The 18,066-nt window shown below is 49.0% G+C and carries 17 protein-coding genes and 1 riboswitch; all 17 genes read left to right on the top strand.

The window, feature by feature from the left end; translation table 11 throughout:
- Nucleotides 1-26 precede the first annotated feature (26 nt).
- Entirely contained in the window at nucleotides 27-857 is an 831-nt protein-coding gene (purR, locus tag BLS15_RS27520; protein ID WP_021255241.1) for a pur operon repressor, read from the top strand.
- Between the two features lie 37 nt (nucleotides 858-894).
- Nucleotides 895-1,278 (top strand): RidA family protein, encoded by a 384-nt coding sequence (locus BLS15_RS27515; protein WP_021255240.1) that lies wholly within the window; start codon nucleotides 895-897, stop codon nucleotides 1,276-1,278.
- A 137-nt stretch (nucleotides 1,279-1,415) separates the two neighbouring features.
- On the top strand, nucleotides 1,416-1,700 hold the full coding sequence (gene spoVG / locus BLS15_RS27510; RefSeq protein WP_005545528.1) for a septation regulator SpoVG: 285 nt from the start codon (nucleotides 1,416-1,418) through the stop codon (nucleotides 1,698-1,700).
- 123 nt (nucleotides 1,701-1,823) lie between these two features.
- A complete protein-coding gene (gene glmU / locus BLS15_RS27505; RefSeq protein ID WP_021255239.1) occupies nucleotides 1,824-3,218 on the top strand; it encodes a bifunctional UDP-N-acetylglucosamine diphosphorylase/glucosamine-1-phosphate N-acetyltransferase GlmU in 1,395 nt (464 codons plus the stop codon).
- 151 nt (nucleotides 3,219-3,369) lie between these two features.
- The gene (locus tag BLS15_RS27500; RefSeq protein WP_005545532.1) at nucleotides 3,370-4,323 is read left to right on the top strand and encodes a ribose-phosphate diphosphokinase; all 954 of its coding nucleotides are present in this window, start codon (nucleotides 3,370-3,372) and stop codon (nucleotides 4,321-4,323) included.
- Between the two features lie 171 nt (nucleotides 4,324-4,494).
- Nucleotides 4,495-5,055: an aminoacyl-tRNA hydrolase gene (gene pth / locus BLS15_RS27495; RefSeq protein WP_021255238.1), complete on the top strand. Its 561-nt coding sequence runs from the start codon at nucleotides 4,495-4,497 to the stop codon at nucleotides 5,053-5,055.
- 87 nt (nucleotides 5,056-5,142) lie between these two features.
- The gene (locus BLS15_RS27490) at nucleotides 5,143-5,373 is read left to right on the top strand and encodes an anti-sigma-F factor Fin (protein WP_021255237.1); all 231 of its coding nucleotides are present in this window, start codon (nucleotides 5,143-5,145) and stop codon (nucleotides 5,371-5,373) included.
- A gap of 135 nt (nucleotides 5,374-5,508) precedes the next feature.
- Nucleotides 5,509-9,039: a transcription-repair coupling factor gene (gene mfd / locus BLS15_RS27485; protein WP_028532545.1), complete on the top strand. Its 3,531-nt coding sequence runs from the start codon at nucleotides 5,509-5,511 to the stop codon at nucleotides 9,037-9,039.
- The gene (locus tag BLS15_RS27480; RefSeq protein WP_021255235.1) at nucleotides 9,026-10,090 is read left to right on the top strand and encodes a peptidylprolyl isomerase; all 1,065 of its coding nucleotides are present in this window, start codon (nucleotides 9,026-9,028) and stop codon (nucleotides 10,088-10,090) included. Before mfd ends, BLS15_RS27480 begins: the two co-directional genes overlap by 14 nt.
- A gap of 624 nt (nucleotides 10,091-10,714) precedes the next feature.
- The gene (gene spoVT / locus BLS15_RS27475; protein ID WP_021255234.1) at nucleotides 10,715-11,257 is read left to right on the top strand and encodes a stage V sporulation protein T; all 543 of its coding nucleotides are present in this window, start codon (nucleotides 10,715-10,717) and stop codon (nucleotides 11,255-11,257) included.
- A 300-nt stretch (nucleotides 11,258-11,557) separates the two neighbouring features.
- Nucleotides 11,558-13,195 (top strand): putative polysaccharide biosynthesis protein, encoded by a 1,638-nt coding sequence (locus BLS15_RS27470; RefSeq protein WP_028532544.1) that lies wholly within the window; start codon nucleotides 11,558-11,560, stop codon nucleotides 13,193-13,195.
- A 63-nt stretch (nucleotides 13,196-13,258) separates the two neighbouring features.
- On the top strand, nucleotides 13,259-14,779 hold the full coding sequence (mazG, locus tag BLS15_RS27465; protein WP_028532543.1) for a bifunctional methyltransferase/pyrophosphohydrolase YabN: 1,521 nt from the start codon (nucleotides 13,259-13,261) through the stop codon (nucleotides 14,777-14,779).
- A 187-nt stretch (nucleotides 14,780-14,966) separates the two neighbouring features.
- A complete protein-coding gene (locus BLS15_RS27460; RefSeq protein WP_021255231.1) occupies nucleotides 14,967-15,239 on the top strand; it encodes an HU family DNA-binding protein in 273 nt (90 codons plus the stop codon).
- Nucleotides 15,239-15,517: an RNA-binding S4 domain-containing protein gene (locus BLS15_RS27455; RefSeq protein WP_005545548.1), complete on the top strand. Its 279-nt coding sequence runs from the start codon at nucleotides 15,239-15,241 to the stop codon at nucleotides 15,515-15,517. Before BLS15_RS27460 ends, BLS15_RS27455 begins: the two co-directional genes overlap by 1 nt.
- Before the next feature lie 255 nt (nucleotides 15,518-15,772).
- A riboswitch (PreQ1 riboswitch) is annotated at nucleotides 15,773-15,816 on the top strand.
- 164 nt (nucleotides 15,817-15,980) lie between these two features.
- Nucleotides 15,981-16,748, top strand: a complete 768-nt coding sequence (queC, locus tag BLS15_RS27450) for a 7-cyano-7-deazaguanine synthase QueC (RefSeq protein WP_036667098.1) — start codon at nucleotides 15,981-15,983, stop codon at nucleotides 16,746-16,748.
- Nucleotides 16,745-17,233: a 6-carboxytetrahydropterin synthase QueD gene (queD, locus tag BLS15_RS27445; RefSeq protein WP_090514714.1), complete on the top strand. Its 489-nt coding sequence runs from the start codon at nucleotides 16,745-16,747 to the stop codon at nucleotides 17,231-17,233. The genes queC and queD overlap by 4 nt, the downstream gene beginning before the upstream one ends.
- Nucleotides 17,230-17,955 (top strand): 7-carboxy-7-deazaguanine synthase QueE, encoded by a 726-nt coding sequence (gene queE / locus BLS15_RS27440; RefSeq protein WP_021255228.1) that lies wholly within the window; start codon nucleotides 17,230-17,232, stop codon nucleotides 17,953-17,955. The genes queD and queE overlap by 4 nt, the downstream gene beginning before the upstream one ends.
- Nucleotides 17,956-18,066: the final 111 nt, after the last annotated feature.

Raw genomic sequence — 18,066 nt, 5'->3', positions numbered from 1 at the left:
TATTCGGTTTTGAGCGAGGAGTAATCATGAAAAAATTGAAGCGAAGCGCCCGTCTGGTTGAGATGACCCAATATCTGATGTCTAAGCCGCATACGCTCATACCGCTCACGACATTTGCAGAACGTTACGGTGCAGCCAAGTCTTCCATTAGCGAGGATTTGGCTATTATTAAAGAGGTGTTCGAGAGCGAAGGGACGGGAGATTTACTGACGCTGGCTGGTGCTGCAGGCGGAGTGAAGTTTATTCCGAAATGCACGCCTGATATCGCACTTCCTGTCATTGAGTCTTTATGTGCATCAATGGGGCATCCAGACCGGGTGCTTCCTGGGGGATATTTCTATATTACTGATATTTTAGGCCAACCAGCCTTGATGAACGATGTAGGTCGAATGTTCGCATCTGCCTTTGCAGGCTGCAATATTGACGTCGTGATGACGGTAGAGACGAAGGGGATTCCAATTGCCTATGCGACTGCTGCTCATCTGAACCTGCCAGTGGTGCTAGTACGTCGCGACCATGTTGTGACAGAGGGATCGGCCGTTAGCATTAACTATGTATCAGGATCGCAGAAGAGCATCCATACGATGACACTCGCACGGCGTGCCTTGAAGGAGCGCTCACGTGTATTAATCGTGGACGACTTCATGCGTGCCGGTGGAACGATTCACGGCATGATGGATCTGCTGAAGGAATTCGATGCCACAGTAGCGGGTGTTGGTGTATTGGTAGAATCGGAGGATGTATCGAACGAAGAACGGCTGCTGACAGACTATGTGTCCCTCATTCGCGTTGGGACTGTAGATGCGCGGACTCGTCATATTGTGGTGAAGCCGGGGAACTACTTCGATAAGGAATAAGCGATAGAGAACAACATTGATTCGGGAGGGTATTCAAATGTCTCATGAATTAGAAGCAATTGCAACGAATCAAGCGCCTGCGGCCATTGGCCCATACTCACAAGCAATGAAGCTGGGCAACCTCTTGTTCACTTCGGGTCAAATTCCGTTGACTGCACAAGGTGTGCTCGTGGAAGGCGGAATTGAGGAGCAGACACACCAAGTGTTCTCCAACTTGAGGGCTGTGCTTGCAGAAGCAGGTACTTCTTTCGATAAGGTAATTAAGGCTACTGTTTTTATCAAGGACATGAATCAATTTGCTCAAATCAATGCTATCTATGAATCGTACTTCGGTAATCACAAGCCTGCACGCTCCTGTGTAGAGGTAGCGAGACTCCCGAAGGACGTACTTGTCGAAATTGAACTGATCGCAGCGATATAAATCGAAGCTTGTCGAATCCGTTAAAGACAGGCATAAATTTTTAAAAAAAGTTAAATTATTGGCAAATTTAAGAAGGATTTTTCATGCGCGTGTGGAATTATACACCAAGTCTCGATGGAAAAAGGTGGTGAACACACGTGCAAATTACTGATGTAAGACTCCGCCGCGTCAACACAGAGGGGAGAATGAAGGCAATCGCATCGATTACGATCGATAACGAGTTTGTCGTTCATGACATTCGTGTAATCGACGGCAACAATGGCATGTTTGTAGCGATGCCGAGCAAGCGGACTCCAGATGGCGAATTCCGCGATATTGCTCATCCGATTTCTTCGGCGACTCGCGAGAAGATTCAAGCTGCTGTATTGGCTGAATACGAACGCGCTGCTACGGAAGAGGAAGTTATCGAAGAGGGCGCGTAGTTTTATGATTTTATAATTGGGGTTGCAAAGAAAGAGAGCCAATCATAGGGGCTCTCTTTTCTTTTTCTCCATAATGAGATATATTCTTCTATGGAGTAAAGGTAGAGCAGGAGGTCGGACGCTTTGAAAAGAATGGCCATTGTGCTTGCTGCCGGACAAGGCAAACGCATGAAGTCAAAATTGTACAAAGTGCTTCATCCCGTATGCGGGAAACCAATGGTAGGGCATGTTCTTGATGCTGTCGAAAGTGTGGATTGTGAGCGCACCGTCGTCATTGTAGGACATGGAGCAGAAGCAGTACAGCAATTCCTGGGGAACCGTGCCGAGTACGCCTTGCAAGCGGAACAGCTTGGTACAGGACATGCGGTTAAGCAAGCGAAGGCGCTTCTTGATGGTGAGGAAGGAACGACACTTGTCATTTGCGGCGATACACCGCTAGTGACACCAGAAACGTTGGCTCAGTTGATGGAACTGCATAACCGCGCTCAGGCGTCAGCGACGATTTTGACGGCTGAACTGAATGATCCGACAGGTTACGGTCGCGTCATTCGCGCAGAAGACGGTTCGGTCTTGAAAATTGTCGAACAAAAGGATTGTACGACCGAAGAACAGCTCGTGAAGGAGATCAATACGGGCACGTATTGCTTCGACAATGTGAAGTTGTTCGCGGCGCTGGAGCAGATCAGAAATGATAATGCCCAGCAAGAGTATTATTTGACTGACGTAATCGGCATCATGAAGGCACAAGGAGATACGGTGCAAGCATATTGTACGCCGGATAACAGTGAGGCAATCGGCGTTAATGATCGCTTGGTGTTGTCTGAAGCGGAACGCTTCATGCGTGAGCGTATCAACAAGCGCCATATGCTGAATGGTGTAACGATTATTGATCCTGCCAATACGTATATTGAGTCTGGTGTTGTCATCGGAGCGGATACGATCATTGAACCAGGGACAAGCCTGCGTGGCAGCACGACGGTTGGCGGCGAATGCGTTATTGGGCCGAACAGCGAGATTGTTGATTCAACAATCGGCGATCAAGTGCATATTAAGCAATCTGTACTCTGTGAAGCGATTGTAGGCGACGAGAGTTCAGTTGGTCCATTCGCTTATTTGCGTCCAGGCGCACGTCTTGGCAAGCAGGTGAAAGTCGGCGACTTCGTGGAAATTAAAAATGCGTCGCTTGATGATCAAACGAAAGTATCGCACCTCAGTTATATTGGCGATGCCGAAGTAGGGAAGAATGTAAATATTGGATGTGGCGCGATTACGGTCAACTATGACGGCTTCAATAAGTCGCTCACTCAAATTGGCGATGACGCGTTCATTGGCAGCAATGTCAACTTGATTGCACCTATCCAAGTGGGCACTGGCGCTTACGTCGTTGCCGGATCAACGATTACACATCCTGTACCAGATAATGACTTGGCCATCGCTCGTGAGCGTCAAGTAAACAAGCCAGGGTATGCGGAGAAGATTCGTGCCCGTGCAAAAGCAAAAAAAGAACGAGAAAAGTGATCGATAAGGTTGCACTTTTCATTCAATATCGTTTAGCATGGTATTGAGAGCCTTTTTAGTTGAGACCATGTAGGGATAGACTAAGCAGCACCATTAACGGACAGTATAAAACAACGATGAACAAGAACCGGCACGGAGGGTTTTTAATATCATGACGTATTGTGATTCCAAGTTGAAAATTTTCACTTGCAACTCCAATCCTAATTTGGCGAACAAGATTGCAGAATACATCGGAATTCCGATGGGAGATGCAGAAACGAAGAGCTTTAGTGATGGAGAAATCCAAGTTAAGTTGTCTGAAAGTGTACGCGGTTGTGACGTTTACGTCGTTCAATCGACATGCGACCCGGTCAATGACAATTTGATGGAGTTGCTTGTAATGGTGGACGCATTGAAGCGTGCATCGGCAAAGAGCATTAACGTAGTTATCCCTTACTATGGCTACGCTCGCCAAGACCGTAAAGCGCGTTCGCGCGATCCGATTACGGCGAAGCTTGTAGCGAATTTGATCGAGACAGCAGGAGCTCATCGTGTTATTACGATGGACTTGCATGCCACACAAATTCAAGGATTCTTTGATATTCCTGTGGATCATATGCTGGGTGTTCCAATTTTGGCACAATATTTCCGCTCGAAGCAACTCGAAAACGTTGTTGTCGTATCGCCTGACCATGGTGGTGTGGTACGTGCGCGCAAATTGGCTGACTTCCTGAATGCACCGCTTGCCATTATCGACAAGCGTCGTCCAGAGCCGAACGTTAGTGAAGTTATGAATATTATCGGGGATATTAAAGGCAAGACAGCGATCATTATCGATGATATTATCGACACGGCTGGTACGATTGTGCTTGGTGCGAACGCATTGGTTGAAGCAGGGGTGAAGGAAGTCTACGCTTGCTGCACGCATCCAGTATTGTCCGGACCTGCGATGGATCGTTTGGAGAAATCGCCATTTAAAGAGGTTGTTGTAACGGATACAATTCCGATTACACATGAAAACCCATCTAGCAAGTTACACGTACTGTCGGTTGCACCGTTAATGGGTGAAGCGATTATTCGTGTTCACGAAGAATTGTCTATCAGTAAATTGTTTGAGATTGAATAAAGCATGGGTCGAGTGACCTGAGCTGCACATTACGGAAGGGTTACGTCTTCGGTCTTCGCCGGAGAAGTAACCCTTATCGGCATTTGAATGTGTCTGCGAATCAGGTGCGGATGCATGCCAAAAGCAGTTCAATCATCATATCGATGATCAATAAGGAAGGATGTAGCGCTCTTGAAGTGGATTGTAGGATTAGGTAACCCGGGAACCGAATATGCCGCAACCCGCCACAATATCGGCTTTATGGCAATTGACTCTCTTGCGGATCGCTTCGGCATTCAGGTACGTGAGAGCAAATGCAAGGCGTTAATCGGAGAGGGACGCGTTGGAACAGAGAAGGTTGTTCTTATCAAACCCATGACGTATATGAATCTGTCTGGAGAGGCTGTTCGCGCATATATGGATTACTATAAGGCGGATATTGAGGATTTTATCGTTCTATATGATGATATGGATACAGAGCTTGGGAAGATTCGCTTGCGCTATCAAGGGAGTGCGGGTGGTCACAACGGGATTAAATCGCTCATCCAGCATCTGGGGACGCAATCCTTCAATCGAGTTCGGATGGGGATATCTCGTCCGGAGCCTGGTCGGTCTATTGTAGATTATGTGCTGTCTACGTTCCCTAAAGCGGGTATGGAAGACTTGAAGCAGACAGTTGAGCGCACTTGCGACGCTGTCGAATTCTCGCTTAAGAATTCGTTCGAGCAGACGATGGCGAAATTCAATGGATAATATGATCTGATCAAAACTGATGTTGGGCTAATGTGCCTTTCTTTTGGACATACTGAACGGTATAATCCAAGAATGGGAGGCATATACATGTCTGTGAATTACGTGTGCAAACATTGTCATACAATGATTGGGCGCATCGACGGGAACGGGATTGATGAGGAACGCCTCGGCTTCCACCGTCTTACCCCAGACGAGCGCCAACAATATATTGTCGTTCATTCCAATGGAGATGTAACCGTGCGGATGACATGTGAATATTGTACAGAAGCGATTCAGATGCATCCCGAGTTGTCTTTGCTTTCCTCCCCCTTGCAATGAGGGTGGATGGGCAATGGGAGTTAGCGTCAGCCTTGGCTTGTCAGCCGAGGCTTATTTTGGATGAGGGTAACGTATATAACCTTACTAGTTATACCTTGTAGTATTTATTGTGGGTGAGAAAGAGGTGCCTATCTTTTGTTGAATGCACTCATGCAAGCTTTATCAGAAGAACGTGATATTGAATCGATTGCTGCGGGTGTCCGTGCAGGAATGAAGGAGCAATTGGTATCCGGCTTGTCCGGTTCGGCTCGTCAGGTGATGATGGCAGCACTTCAGATGCAGTTGGATCGTCCAGTACTCGTCGTCACACACAACATGTTTTCTGCACAAAAAGTAGCTGATGACCTGCAGGAATGTTTGTCGGCGGATCAAGTGCTCTTATACCCAGCCAATGAGTTGGTAGCTGCGGAAGCAGCGATATCAAGTCCAGAAGTGATTGCACAGCGCATTGAGGTGCTTACCCGGTGTGCACGTGGATTCCGTGGGATAATCGTGACGCCGTATGCGGGATTGCGGCGCTTTTTGCCTGCCCGTGAGATGATGGCTGAGGCTGGCATATCTCTATCGTTAGGCGATGAGCTTCCACTGGAAACCTTCCTGGCAGAGATGGTTGCGTGCGGCTATGAGCGTACAGAACGGGTCGAGGCCAAGGGAGAGATGAGCGTCCGTGGTGGGATAGTAGATATTTATCCAATCACAGCTCCTTATCCATATCGAATTGAATGGTTCGATGATGAAATTGACTCCATTCGTTCATTCGACACACAGGATCAACGTTCTATCGATAAGTTGAAGCAATTGACGATACTGCCTTGCAAAGACTTAATTGCAGACGAGACACGCTTCGCCGCTGCGGCTGAGGCGACTTTTGCACGTCTCGAAGAACAACTGGGCAAGATGTCCGATCGCCAAGTAAAGGAGAAGCTTGAGCGGGAAATTGGGCATGATATCGAACGAATGAGAGGTTCCGTTTATTTTACAGAGCTCTATAAATATGTGGCGCTGCTCTATCCAGAGAAGCACACATTATATGACTATATGCCGAAGGACACGCTGCTTGTCGTAGATGAGCCTGCTAGAGTCATGGAGACAGCCAAACAGCTTGAACGAGATGAACTGGAGTGGAGCACACACTTGTTGTCGAATGGCAAGACATTGCCAGCGCTTCCTCTAGGAGTGACATCTGACGTCGCAATGGGCAAGCGCCCATTCCAGACCGTATTTATGGCGCTGTTCCTCAGACAGGTTCCTCATACGCAGCCGCAAAATATCGTGAACGTCATGTGCCGCTCCATGCAGAACTTCCATGGACAAATGAATGTCTTGAAAGCAGAAATGGAACGGTGGAAGAAGTCGGGCGCCAACGTCATTATGCTGGCGAACGGTGATGAACGAATTGAACGGATGCGTCGTGTGCTTCAGGATTACGCAATACCTGAGCCTACGATTTTAAAGGGCAACCTACAGACAGGCTTTGAGCTCCCGTCCATTCACCTTGTAGTTATTACTGAGGGTGAGATGTTCTCCGGCAAGCAGCGGAAGACACGCCGCACGGAACTGAACGCGAAGGTGGACAATGCGGAACGGATTCGCAGCTATACGGAACTGAAGGTCGGCGATTATGTCGTCCATCAGAATCATGGCATTGGTAAGTATATCGGAATTGGGACGCTGGAGATTAACGGTATCCATAAGGACTATCTGCATATTTTGTATGCGGGTGGGGATAAACTATCTGTCCCAGTGGATCAGCTTCATCTCATTCAGCGTTATGTGAGCTCGGAAGAGAAGGAGCCGAAGATCTATAAGCTGGGTGGCACCGAGTGGACGAAGGTTAAGAGTAAAGTTCGTTCCTCCGTGAAGGACATTGCTGACGACTTGATCAAGTTGTACGCAGCAAGACAAGCATCTAGCGGTTATGCCTTCGAGAAGGACACACCAGAGCAGCGGGAATTCGAGGATATGTTCCCCTATGATGAGACGCGAGATCAACTGCGTGCCATCGAAGAAATTAAGCAGGATATGGAGAAGGCGAGTCCGATGGATCGTCTATTGTGCGGTGACGTAGGGTATGGCAAGACGGAAGTTGCGGTTCGAGCTGCCTTCAAGGCTGCAATCGAAGGCAAGCAGGTGGCGATACTCGTACCAACAACCATCTTGGCACAGCAGCACTATGAGACGTTCCGTGAGCGATTTGCCGACTATCCATTTAATATTCAGGTTCTTAGCCGATTCCGTTCCCGCAAGGAACAGAACGAATCCATGAAAGGGCTAAAGTCGGGTGTTGTCGACGTCATTATCGGCACTCACCGCCTGCTCTCTCAGGATGTTGTTTTCAAAGATTTAGGATTGCTGATTGTCGATGAAGAGCAACGTTTTGGCGTAACGCACAAGGAGAAGTTGAAAAAGCTGAAGATGAATGTCGACGTGCTGACACTGACGGCAACACCTATTCCGCGTACCCTGCATATGTCCATGCTCGGCGTCCGGGATTTGTCGGTTATCGAGACACCGCCAGAAAATCGATTCCCTGTTCAGACCTACGTGCTTGAATACAGCGATAATTTAGTTCGCGAGGCAATAGAACGAGAGCTGGCAAGAGGCGGGCAGGTCTACTTCCTGTTCAACCGAGTGCAGGGGATTCATCAGATGGCCGACCATATTAAAATGCTCGTGCCGGATGCCCGTGTGACGGTAAGCCATGGGCAAATGTCTGAGACAGAGCTGGAGAAGACAATTCTCGACTTCTTGGATGGGGAATACGATGTGCTCGTCAGCACCAGTATTATCGAGACAGGCGTAGACATTCCGAACGTGAACACGCTCATCGTTCATGATGCGGACAAGATGGGTCTGTCGCAGCTGTATCAGTTGCGTGGGCGAGTCGGCCGCTCGAACCGGATTGCTTATGCTTACTTCACTTATCAGCGCGACAAGGTACTGAACGAGGTGGCAGAGAAGCGGCTTCAGGCGATTAAGGAGTTCACCGAGCTTGGTTCCGGATTCAAAATTGCGATGCGCGACTTATCCATCCGAGGGGCGGGTAATCTGCTAGGTGCGGAGCAGCATGGATTTATTGCATCTGTTGGATTTGATCTATACTCGCAGATGCTTGCAGATGAGGTGAGCAAGCGCAAGGCGGAGATTGATGGTGTCGCTATTGAGGACCAGCAGGAGCTTACAACCCTCATCGACCTGAACGTAGATGCGTATTTGCCGCCGAATTATATTTATGATAGTATTCAGAAGATTGAGATTTATAAAAAGGTAGCGGGACTTGCTACATTGGATGAAGTCGAAGAACTGCGGGATGAACTCATCGACCGCTTTGGTGAACCACCTCTTGCTGTCCTTCAATTACTCGCTGTCGCTAGGCTGAAGCTTCATGCGAAGCAGTATGGATGGGAGTCAATTGTACAGCGTGGAGATGTGGTCACGATCAAGGTCCATTCTTCGGCGGATCCGTGGTTAGACCGCAAGAAGATGGCTGCTGTTGCATCTAAACTCGACAGACGGATTAATGTCGATCAAGAGGCTTGCGGTGCTGTGAAGTTCAATGCACGAGGCGTTGATGCGCTGCAGCTGTTAATGATACTAGAGCAATTCATGCAGGAAGCTAAGGGTGCCATCAAATCGAAGGGAGAATTGCAGAATGTTGCAAAATAACAAGACGCGTTCCAAGAAGTGGTTGTTGCTGGCATTGTCTGCGGTACTCGCAATATCCGTATTAGCCGGATGCGGCAACAAAGACGAGAAGTCAGCGGGCAAGGCAACCGACAACAGTAAAGTCGTTGCTACGTATGAGGGAGGACAGATTACACAGAATGATTTCGACAAAGAAATCTCGAACATGCTGTTCTTCTATCCGGAATACGAGCAGATTATTAGCATGGATCAATTCCGCGACTACTTCGTGAAGCAGCAAATCGCGTATCGCTATTTGGATGGCAAAGCACCGGAGAAAGCAAAGCAAACCGGTAAAGATAAAGCCAAAGAACAAATTGGCTTGATGAAGAAGCAAGTCGGAGACAAGCAGTTCAAAGAAATGCTGGACAAGCGCAAACTCACGGAAGAGGAAATTACGGAGTATATGGCGCGCATCTTGACAGTTGTACAGGATTACAACGGCAAGGTAACGGAAGATCAGCTCAAGGCTGAGTTCGAGAAGAATAAGAAGGATATGACAACTGCTTCCGTTCGTCATATCCTCATTGGATTCAAGGACAAAGAAGGCAAAGAGCGCAAAAAAGAAGATGCTCTGAAGATGGCTAAGGATGTACAAGCTCGTCTGAAGAAGGGTGAAGACTTCGCGAAGTTGGCTGAGACAACGTCTGACGACCCAGGTTCCGCTAAGACTGGTGGTCTGTACAAGGACGCTGCTGTAAGTCAATGGGTACCGCAATTCAAGGAAGCTGCCTTGACATTGCCGCTTAACCAAGTGAGCGATCCAGTTGAGACAGACTACGGCTACCACGTTATGCGCGTGGAAGATCGTAAAGAGAAGGAATACAGCAAGTTGACAGAAGAAGAGAAGGAAGCATTGCGTACGCGTGCAGCTTCTGAGCTGATGAACAACTTCATGCAAAAGGATCTGGATAAGCTGATCAAGAAAATCGACCTTCCTAAGACGGAGACAAAGCCGGAAGAGAAGAAGGACGAGAAAAAAGATCAGAATACAGAAGCTCCTAAAGATACAAAAGCAGAATCAGGCAAGTAAAGGCATGCCGCGAGATGATATGTCATCATCTCGTGCCGTAGCCCTTTCCCCTCAAGGGGAAGGGGCTATTTTTCGCGGAAGGTATGGAAACGGAATGAAATATTCATAAAAACAATAAAAAGTTTTCATTTCCGGTTTCATCCTCTAAAAATACGTTTATTTACATTTGTCATGGCTTGGGGAAAATTAGACATACTATGTTAGCGGCTATTCAAATTACTACCGGTCGTAATTTGGATAGTGTGATCTTTTCACTGTGTACACAGAAGTAAAATCCAAAAGTACGATAATGAAGTTTGATACTAAAGCAAATCCAACATTTCGCATTGATGTCGAAAAAGATAAGCTTTGTTTCGACAAAATCAGAGGAAAAAACTAAAAAATTCCGGTATATTGATGTAAAATGTGAAAATTTTAAGAATTCGTTCTAAAAAAATGTCGGTTAGTGTCGAAAAATGTGATTTTTTTTGCAACTTGGATGGCATTACCTACGTATGATGTGTATGTATAAGAACTTGGGAGCAGATGAATACTATGGTCAGTATTACAAACCATTCCGCATCCCTCCTAATTAACAATAATACAGTAAATCGAAAATACTTACTGAAAGCGGGGCAACTCATAATGAAAGCTACTGGAATTGTACGTCGTATCGATGACCTCGGACGTGTTGTAATCCCTAAAGAAATTCGTCGCACTTTGCGCATTCGCGAGGGAGATCCTCTTGAAATTTTCGTTGATCGTGATGGAGAGGTTATCCTTAAGAAATATTCCCCAATTGGTGAATTGGGCGACTTCGCTAAGGAATATGCGGAATCCTTGTATGAGAGCACAGGACATATCACAATGATCTCTGACCGTGATACTGTAATCGCAGTTGCTGGCGGATCGAAGAAAGAATACATGGACAAGCAAATCGGGATGTTGCTTGAAAACTGTATGGAAAACCGCAAGACAATGATCGAAACGAACGCAGGCAATTATGAAATCGTAAAAGACAGCCAAGAAGCTTTCTCTTCTTTCGTTGTTGCTCCAATCGTTGCTGGTGGAGATCCTATCGGTACAGTTGTTATGCTTAACAAAGACGACAGCGTGAAAATGAGCCAAATGGAAGTGAAAATGTCGGAAACGGCTGCTGGCTTCCTTGGTAAGCAAATGGAGCAGTAATCCGAAATTTGCTAACGAAAGTCCCTGCTCATACAGGATGCGTGTATACGCAGCTTGAGCGATGCAGGGGCTTTTTTTGTGCTCTGAGCTCTAATATCCAGTTATCCCTACGCCGTTGCAGAGGCATATTGTTAGCCGCATTTTTTTCTTGTTGGGCAGGAGCGCTGAAAATACGAAATTGCAGTAATCATAGACGGTGCTGCAGCTTCTATGCATGGAGCTTGCCCAGGCAAGGAGGAATTGGCCTGTCTTGATATGCTATAATACGTTACGAATGTTAGAGATGGGCGGGGATGACGGTTGAATAAACGAACCCCCCGAGTTGCGGGGCAAGTTATGTCCGGCGCTTTATTGCTAGGCATGGCGACGATAGTGTCGAAGGTAATCGGAACACTGCAGAAAATCCCGCTGCAAAATATCGGGGGAGACGGTGTATTCGGCATATATAACGCGGTATACCCATTCTATGTGCTGCTAGTAGCGATAGCTAGTGCGGGTATTCCAGTTGCGGTAGCACGGCTCGTGGCAGAATGCGAGGCAGCTGGGGATGAGGTAGGCTCTGAACAGGTGCTTCTAGCATCCAGCCTGCTCATGACGGTTACTGGGATTGCCGGGTTCTTCGCTATGCTGGCTGGCGCAGAACAGATCGCCAGTTGGATTGGCAATCAACATACGGTGGCCGCTATCCAGAGTGCTGCCTATGCGCTGCTTGTAATGCCGCTTGCCGCTGCTCTCAGAGGCTACGATCAGGGCAGTGGACGGATGACGTCAACAGCTGTATCGCAGGTTATCGAGCAGACAGGACGCGTAGCGGTCATGATTGGGCTTCTGCTGTACTATAGTCGTCTGGGCGCAGCGGATGAGACAATCGCTGCAGGAGCTACGTTTGGATCATTTGCGGGTGGTCTATGCGGGTTGCTAACTATGATGATCTTCCGCTGGAGGGAGAAGCGTAGAAGCCACAGTCGACTACGGAATAAACCGCAATTAGGGATGAGGCAGCAGGCAGGCGCCATCTGGAGATGGATTCGGAAGCTGACATGGACTGCCCTGCCAATTTGTTTAGGTGCAATTGTGCTGCCAGCGGTAAATGTAGTGGATGTATTTACGGTGCCTCGGTTTCTGCTGCAGCAAGGGTGGAGTGAGGCAGAGGCTCTCGCACAGTTCGGCGTGTACAGCCGGGCGTATCCTCTTGTGCAACTTGTCACAATGGTGGCGAGCTCACTTGCTGTGGGGGTCGTCCCGATGGTGGCGTCGCTCATGCGCAGAGAGGGTACTGTCGGTCTTGCGCCGACTATTAAGATAGCTCTTCGCTGGTCGTGGATGCTTGGTCTTGCTGCTACCGTCGGGCTCGTCGCCTTGGCGGAGCCGCTCAATGTGGCGTTATACACGGACAGCGCGGGAACGCTGACGTTCGTGCTGGTGGCATCCACGGCTGTAAGCGGCATATTTCACGCCGTGTCAGCCGCGCTGCTGCAGGGCATGGGCGCGGTGCGTGCGCCAGCCGTGCATCTTGTATGCGCCGCAATCGTGAAGGCGGCGCTGAATGTATGGCTGATCCCGGCCTACGGCATTGCCGGGGCAGCCATCTCTGCTGCGGCCTCGCTTGGTCTGGCTGCAGCATTGAATGCGCATGCGCTCGCCGTCGCAAGCGGCGTGCACTTCGCCGCCTGGGGCGCTCGCAGCGCGCGCCTTGCGCTGGCGCTTGGCGGCATGGCTGCAGGCGTCAGCCTGGCCGCGGCCGTTCCGGTATGGCTTGGCGCTTCTGGCCGCTTAGCGGCCGTGCTCGCCGTAGCCGTAGGCGTGCCGCTTGGCGCGGCTATATTCGCCCTGCTAGCCATCGCACTCGGTGCAGTTCGGCCGCAGGAACTGGCCGAGCTGCCGCGCATCGGGCCGAAGCTTGCTTCATTCGCTGCGCGATTCTCGCCCCGCATGTGATTCTGTGAGCAGAAGTGTGGGGAATAATACACAGTGATGCAACAATCGAAGGGAGATTCATTCATGCCTGGAACCATTACTATCGTCGGGCTCGGCTCCGGCGATGAAAGCCAATTGACGTTAGCCGTATGGAACTTGCTGCGCGAGGCGAAGCAATTGTACGTACGCACGGCTGACCATCCGGTAATCGCATATTTACAACAGAATGATGTCGCATTTCGCTCGTTCGATTCCGTATATGAAATGCAAGACGATTTCCCATCGGTGTACAAAGAAATTGTTCGCCAATTGATAGCAGCTGCTGCTGTCAGTCCCGAGAATCCGATTGTGTACGCGGTTCCTGGGCATCCGATGGTCGCAGAGTCAACGGTTCGCTTGCTGCGGGATCAATGCTCGGAACAGGGCATTGAGCTGCGAATTATCGGGGGAGAGAGCTTCCTGGATCAGGCGTTCCTACGTTTCGGATTCGATCCGATTGAAGGGTTCCAACTGCTTGATGCCGCTGGGCTGCAGGCTGATGGCTTGAACCCAAGGTTGCACACCGTGATTGGACAAGTGTATGATACGTTTACAGCATCTGATGTGAAGCTGGGACTGATGGAAGTATATCCGGAAGACTATGAAGTCGTAGTAGGCCATGCGCTTGGCGTAGAAGGCATGGAGCATATGCAGCGTATTCCGCTGTATGAGCTGGATCGCATTGAAGGATACGGCAATCTATCCCTAATTTGGGTTCCACGCACCGACAGTGATGAAGTGCGCAAGCGCACATTCGGTCGCCTGCATGAGATTGTATCGATCTTGCGAAGCCCTGGAGGATGTCCATGGGATCAAGAGCAGACACATGAATCGATTCGCAAAAATCTGATCGAGGAGACGTATGAAGTACTCGAAACGATTGATGACGATGATCCAACTGCGATGCAGGAGGAGCTCGGCGATTTGCTGTTGCAAATTATGCTGCACTCCCAAATGGAGGAAGAAGTGGGTACATTCAGTGTATACGATGTCATCCAATCATTGAATGAGAAGCTTATTTTCCGCCACCCGCATGTATTTGGTAATCAGCATGCAGAAGATGTCGAATCCGCGCTTGGAACATGGGAACAGATGAAGGCAGAGGAGCAGCAGATCAAGGGAATTGCGGACGCGAGACCTTCCGTACTGGACGGTGTGCCGCGTGACTTGCCTGCGCTCATGAAGGCCTATAAGCTGCAGAAAAAGGCGGCTAAAGTCGGATTTGACTGGGACAATGCCAAGGATGTACTTGACAAAGTGGCCGAAGAATTGCAAGAATTGCGAGAGGCGATACGAGATGCGGGATCGGATCAAGACGATGCCGTGAAGGATGAAGAGCTGGATCATGCGCGCGAGGAACTCGGCGATCTATTATTCGCTGTCGTGAATGTATCTCGGTTCATTGACGCCGATCCGGAAGAGTCGTTAACATATACGAACCGTAAATTTGTACGCCGATTTCAATACATCGAAGAACAACTTCGTATAAAGGGTAAATCTTTTGACCAAACTGATTTACTAGAAATGGAGCAATGGTGGCAGGAAGCGAAGCGCTTAGAGCCATAATGCTTGGGGTGCAGCGGACTACTGCTCTCTATTTTTCGTCAAAATATGAAAAAATGCCGCACCCGGGAAGGAATTTGGTGATGAAGCAAGAATACATACAAGCATCAACATTCCAAGGCTCGGGCAAGCGCCTGTAGACCATTATTCATTTCAACTATGAAAAAGAGGAATTGGGAGGACAATACACATGAACAAAACAGATTTGATCAACAACATTTCCACAAAAAGCGGTTTGACTAAGAAGGACGTTGAATCCGTACTGAACGGCTTCTTTGGTGAAGTAACAGACGCTTTGGCTAGTGGCGACAAAGTTCAATTGATCGGCTTCGGCACATTCGAAACACGCAAGCGCGCTGGCCGCACAGGTCGCAACCCGCAAACAGGTAACACAATCGAGATTCCTGAATCTACAGTTCCTGCATTCAAAGCGGGCAACAAGCTTAAAGAAGCTGTAAAATAATGCGTCTAGACAAGTTCCTGAAAGTATCGCGGCTCATCAAGCGGCGTACTGTCGCGAAGGATGTGTCCGAGCAGGGGCGTGTTGAACTGAATGGCCGTGAAGCGAAGCCGAGCACGACAGTGAAGGTCGGCGACGAGATTACGGTACAATTCGGGCAGAAGCTCGTCACCGTCCGAGTAGAGCGTCTCCAAGAGACGACGAAGAAGGAAGAGGCGGCGGGCATGTATACGCTGCTGAAGGAAGAAGCAATTCCAAGAGACAACGGATTGAACTGGTAACAGCCAGTCCATTGCGATAGAAATGCATATTCCAACGAGCAAGGAAGCGGTTATCCGTCTGAGAAGACGGAACCGCTTCTTTTGATTTGCGAGGAAACATTCAGTGGTGTGTAGCAGTTTTATATAGGTCTCTCCTTGATATAGAGCATTATGGGTATTCGGTCATGGGCTATCATGCGGAGGACATACGCGCTATAATGGAATAAGCAATCCCACTGAGGTGGGATTCAACATCATAACATTCCGTGCTTCAGCACGGGAGAGGTTCGCAATCTCCCTCTATAAAAAACTAAGGCTGACAGCATCCTACAGGGCTATCTTTCCTTAGTGCTGTCTTTTTTTGTGCTTACAGGGGCTGTATATCGGCTATAGCCAACGAACAGCCAACCTGAGCAAGCACAGGCCTTCTGTCTTAGGAGACCCTTTATAGGGTTGTGAGGGGACAGGAAAGGATGAAGAATACATGAAGCAAGTAAATGAACAAGTATGCAACAACCACGTTTCCTCAGCCGGCGAAGCAGCTTGGAATGCAGATTCCCATAGCCAAGCGCATGCAGGACGGAAGCAAGGCAAGGCTGTCGTCGTCTTTAGTGGCGGGCAAGACAGCACAACCTGTCTGTTTTGGGCACTGCAGCGATTTGAGGAAGTCGAGACGATCACCTTTGACTATGGACAACGCCATAAGTCAGAGCTGGAGCATGCGAAGGCGATTGCCGGTAAGTTGGGTGTACCGCACCGGATCCTCGATATGTCCTTGCTCAATCAACTGGCTCCCAATGCGTTGACGCGAGACGACATCGCGATTGAACAGGAAGAAGGCGAACTTCCGAGCACCTTTGTGGAAGGACGGAACTTATTGTTCTTCTCCTTCGCTGCTGTCTATGCGAAGCAGATTGGAGCACGCCATATCGTTACAGGAGTATGTGAGACGGACTTCAGTGGTTATCCAGACTGCCGCGACGTATTTGTCAAATCGCTCAATGTTACGCTGAATCTGGCAATGGATTATGGATTCGTACTGCATACCCCGCTGATGTGGCTGGATAAGGCAGATACGTGGCGTCTTGCTGACGAACTTGGTGCCTTCGACTTCGTTCGTACCGAAACGGTAACTTGCTACAACGGACTTCCGGGAGATGGATGCGGAGAATGCCCGTCCTGCAAGCTGCGCAAGGCAGGACTTGAACGTTACCTGATGGAACGTAAGCAAGAGGAGGGGACAAGCCGATGAGTACTCCTGGGCCATTCCGTATCGTCGATAAGCTGCAAGTGCTGGGAGCCGACATTTCACAGGATTCGCTGCGTTATCACCGTCATCGGGTACTTGTGAGCAAAGAGTTTACCTTCGATGCTGCCCACCATTTACATGCTTATGAAGGCAAATGTAAAAACCTTCATGGGCATACGTACAAGGTTGTTTTTGGGTTAAGCGGATTTGTAAATGAAATCGGGCTGGCGCTCGATTTTGGAGATATAAAGGAGATTTGGAAGGATAGAATCGAGCCTTATCTCGATCATCGTTACTTGAATGAAACACTCCCACCGATGAATACAACGGCAGAGAACATGGTCGTGTGGTTGTATGAACAAATGCAAGTTGCATTGCAAACTGAACCTTACACAGAGCGATGCGAAGGGGGAAGGGTAGAATTTGTTCGGCTCTATGAGACTCCGACCAGCTATGCGGAAGCACGACGGGAGTGGATGGAGCAATGACGATTCCTGTTCTCGAAATATTTGGCCCTACTGTGCAGGGAGAAGGGCTTCTAGTTGGCCAGAAGACGATGTTCGTCCGTACAGCAGGCTGTGATTACCGCTGCTCTTGGTGCGATTCTGCCTTTACATGGGATGGTTCTGCCAAAGACGATATCCGTCAGTTGACGGCAGATGACGTTATTGCAGAGCTAGATCGTCTGGCTGAGGGACGCTATGGGCATGTTACGATATCTGGCGGCAACCCAGCCTTGCTGGAATGTATGGGCGAGTTGGTCCAACGTCTCGGCGAACGCGGGGTTCGCACGGCTGTAGAGACACAGGGATCACGCTGGCAGAACTGGCTCTTGGATATTAATGATGTCACGCTGTCTCCGAAGCCACCAAGCTCTGGGATGGGTACAAACTTCACACGCTTGGATGAGATCGTAGGCAAGCTATGGAATCGGTCTGCACGCAAGGGACTATGCCTGAAGGTCGTTGTGTTCAATGAAGATGACATGCAGTATGCGATAGAAGTCCATGAACGCTACCCTGAGATTCCATTCATCATGCAGACGGGGAATGAGGATGTCCATAGCGGAGATGACCAGGAGTTGGTACAGAAGCTGCTTCGGCAATATGAATGGTTGATCGATAAGGTTGCCTTAGAACCGCGCTTGAACCAGATACGTGTGCTGCCCCAGCTGCACACATTGGTGTGGGGCAACAAGCGTGGCGTATAGCGCGATGTCTATCTTCTGCCTACACAGGTGGAATGGAGTTCTAGATACAAGTATGGCTCGTACAACTCATGCAGGATTACAGGTTATCCTACGAAAATGATACAGAGGGAG

This window comes from Paenibacillus sp. cl6col, from assembly GCF_900102125.1.
Taxonomy (GTDB): Bacteria; Bacillota; Bacilli; order Paenibacillales; family Paenibacillaceae; genus Paenibacillus_B; species Paenibacillus_B suaedae.
Note: the sequence above shows the minus strand (reverse complement) of the source record. Positions and strands in the feature narration are given on the sequence as shown.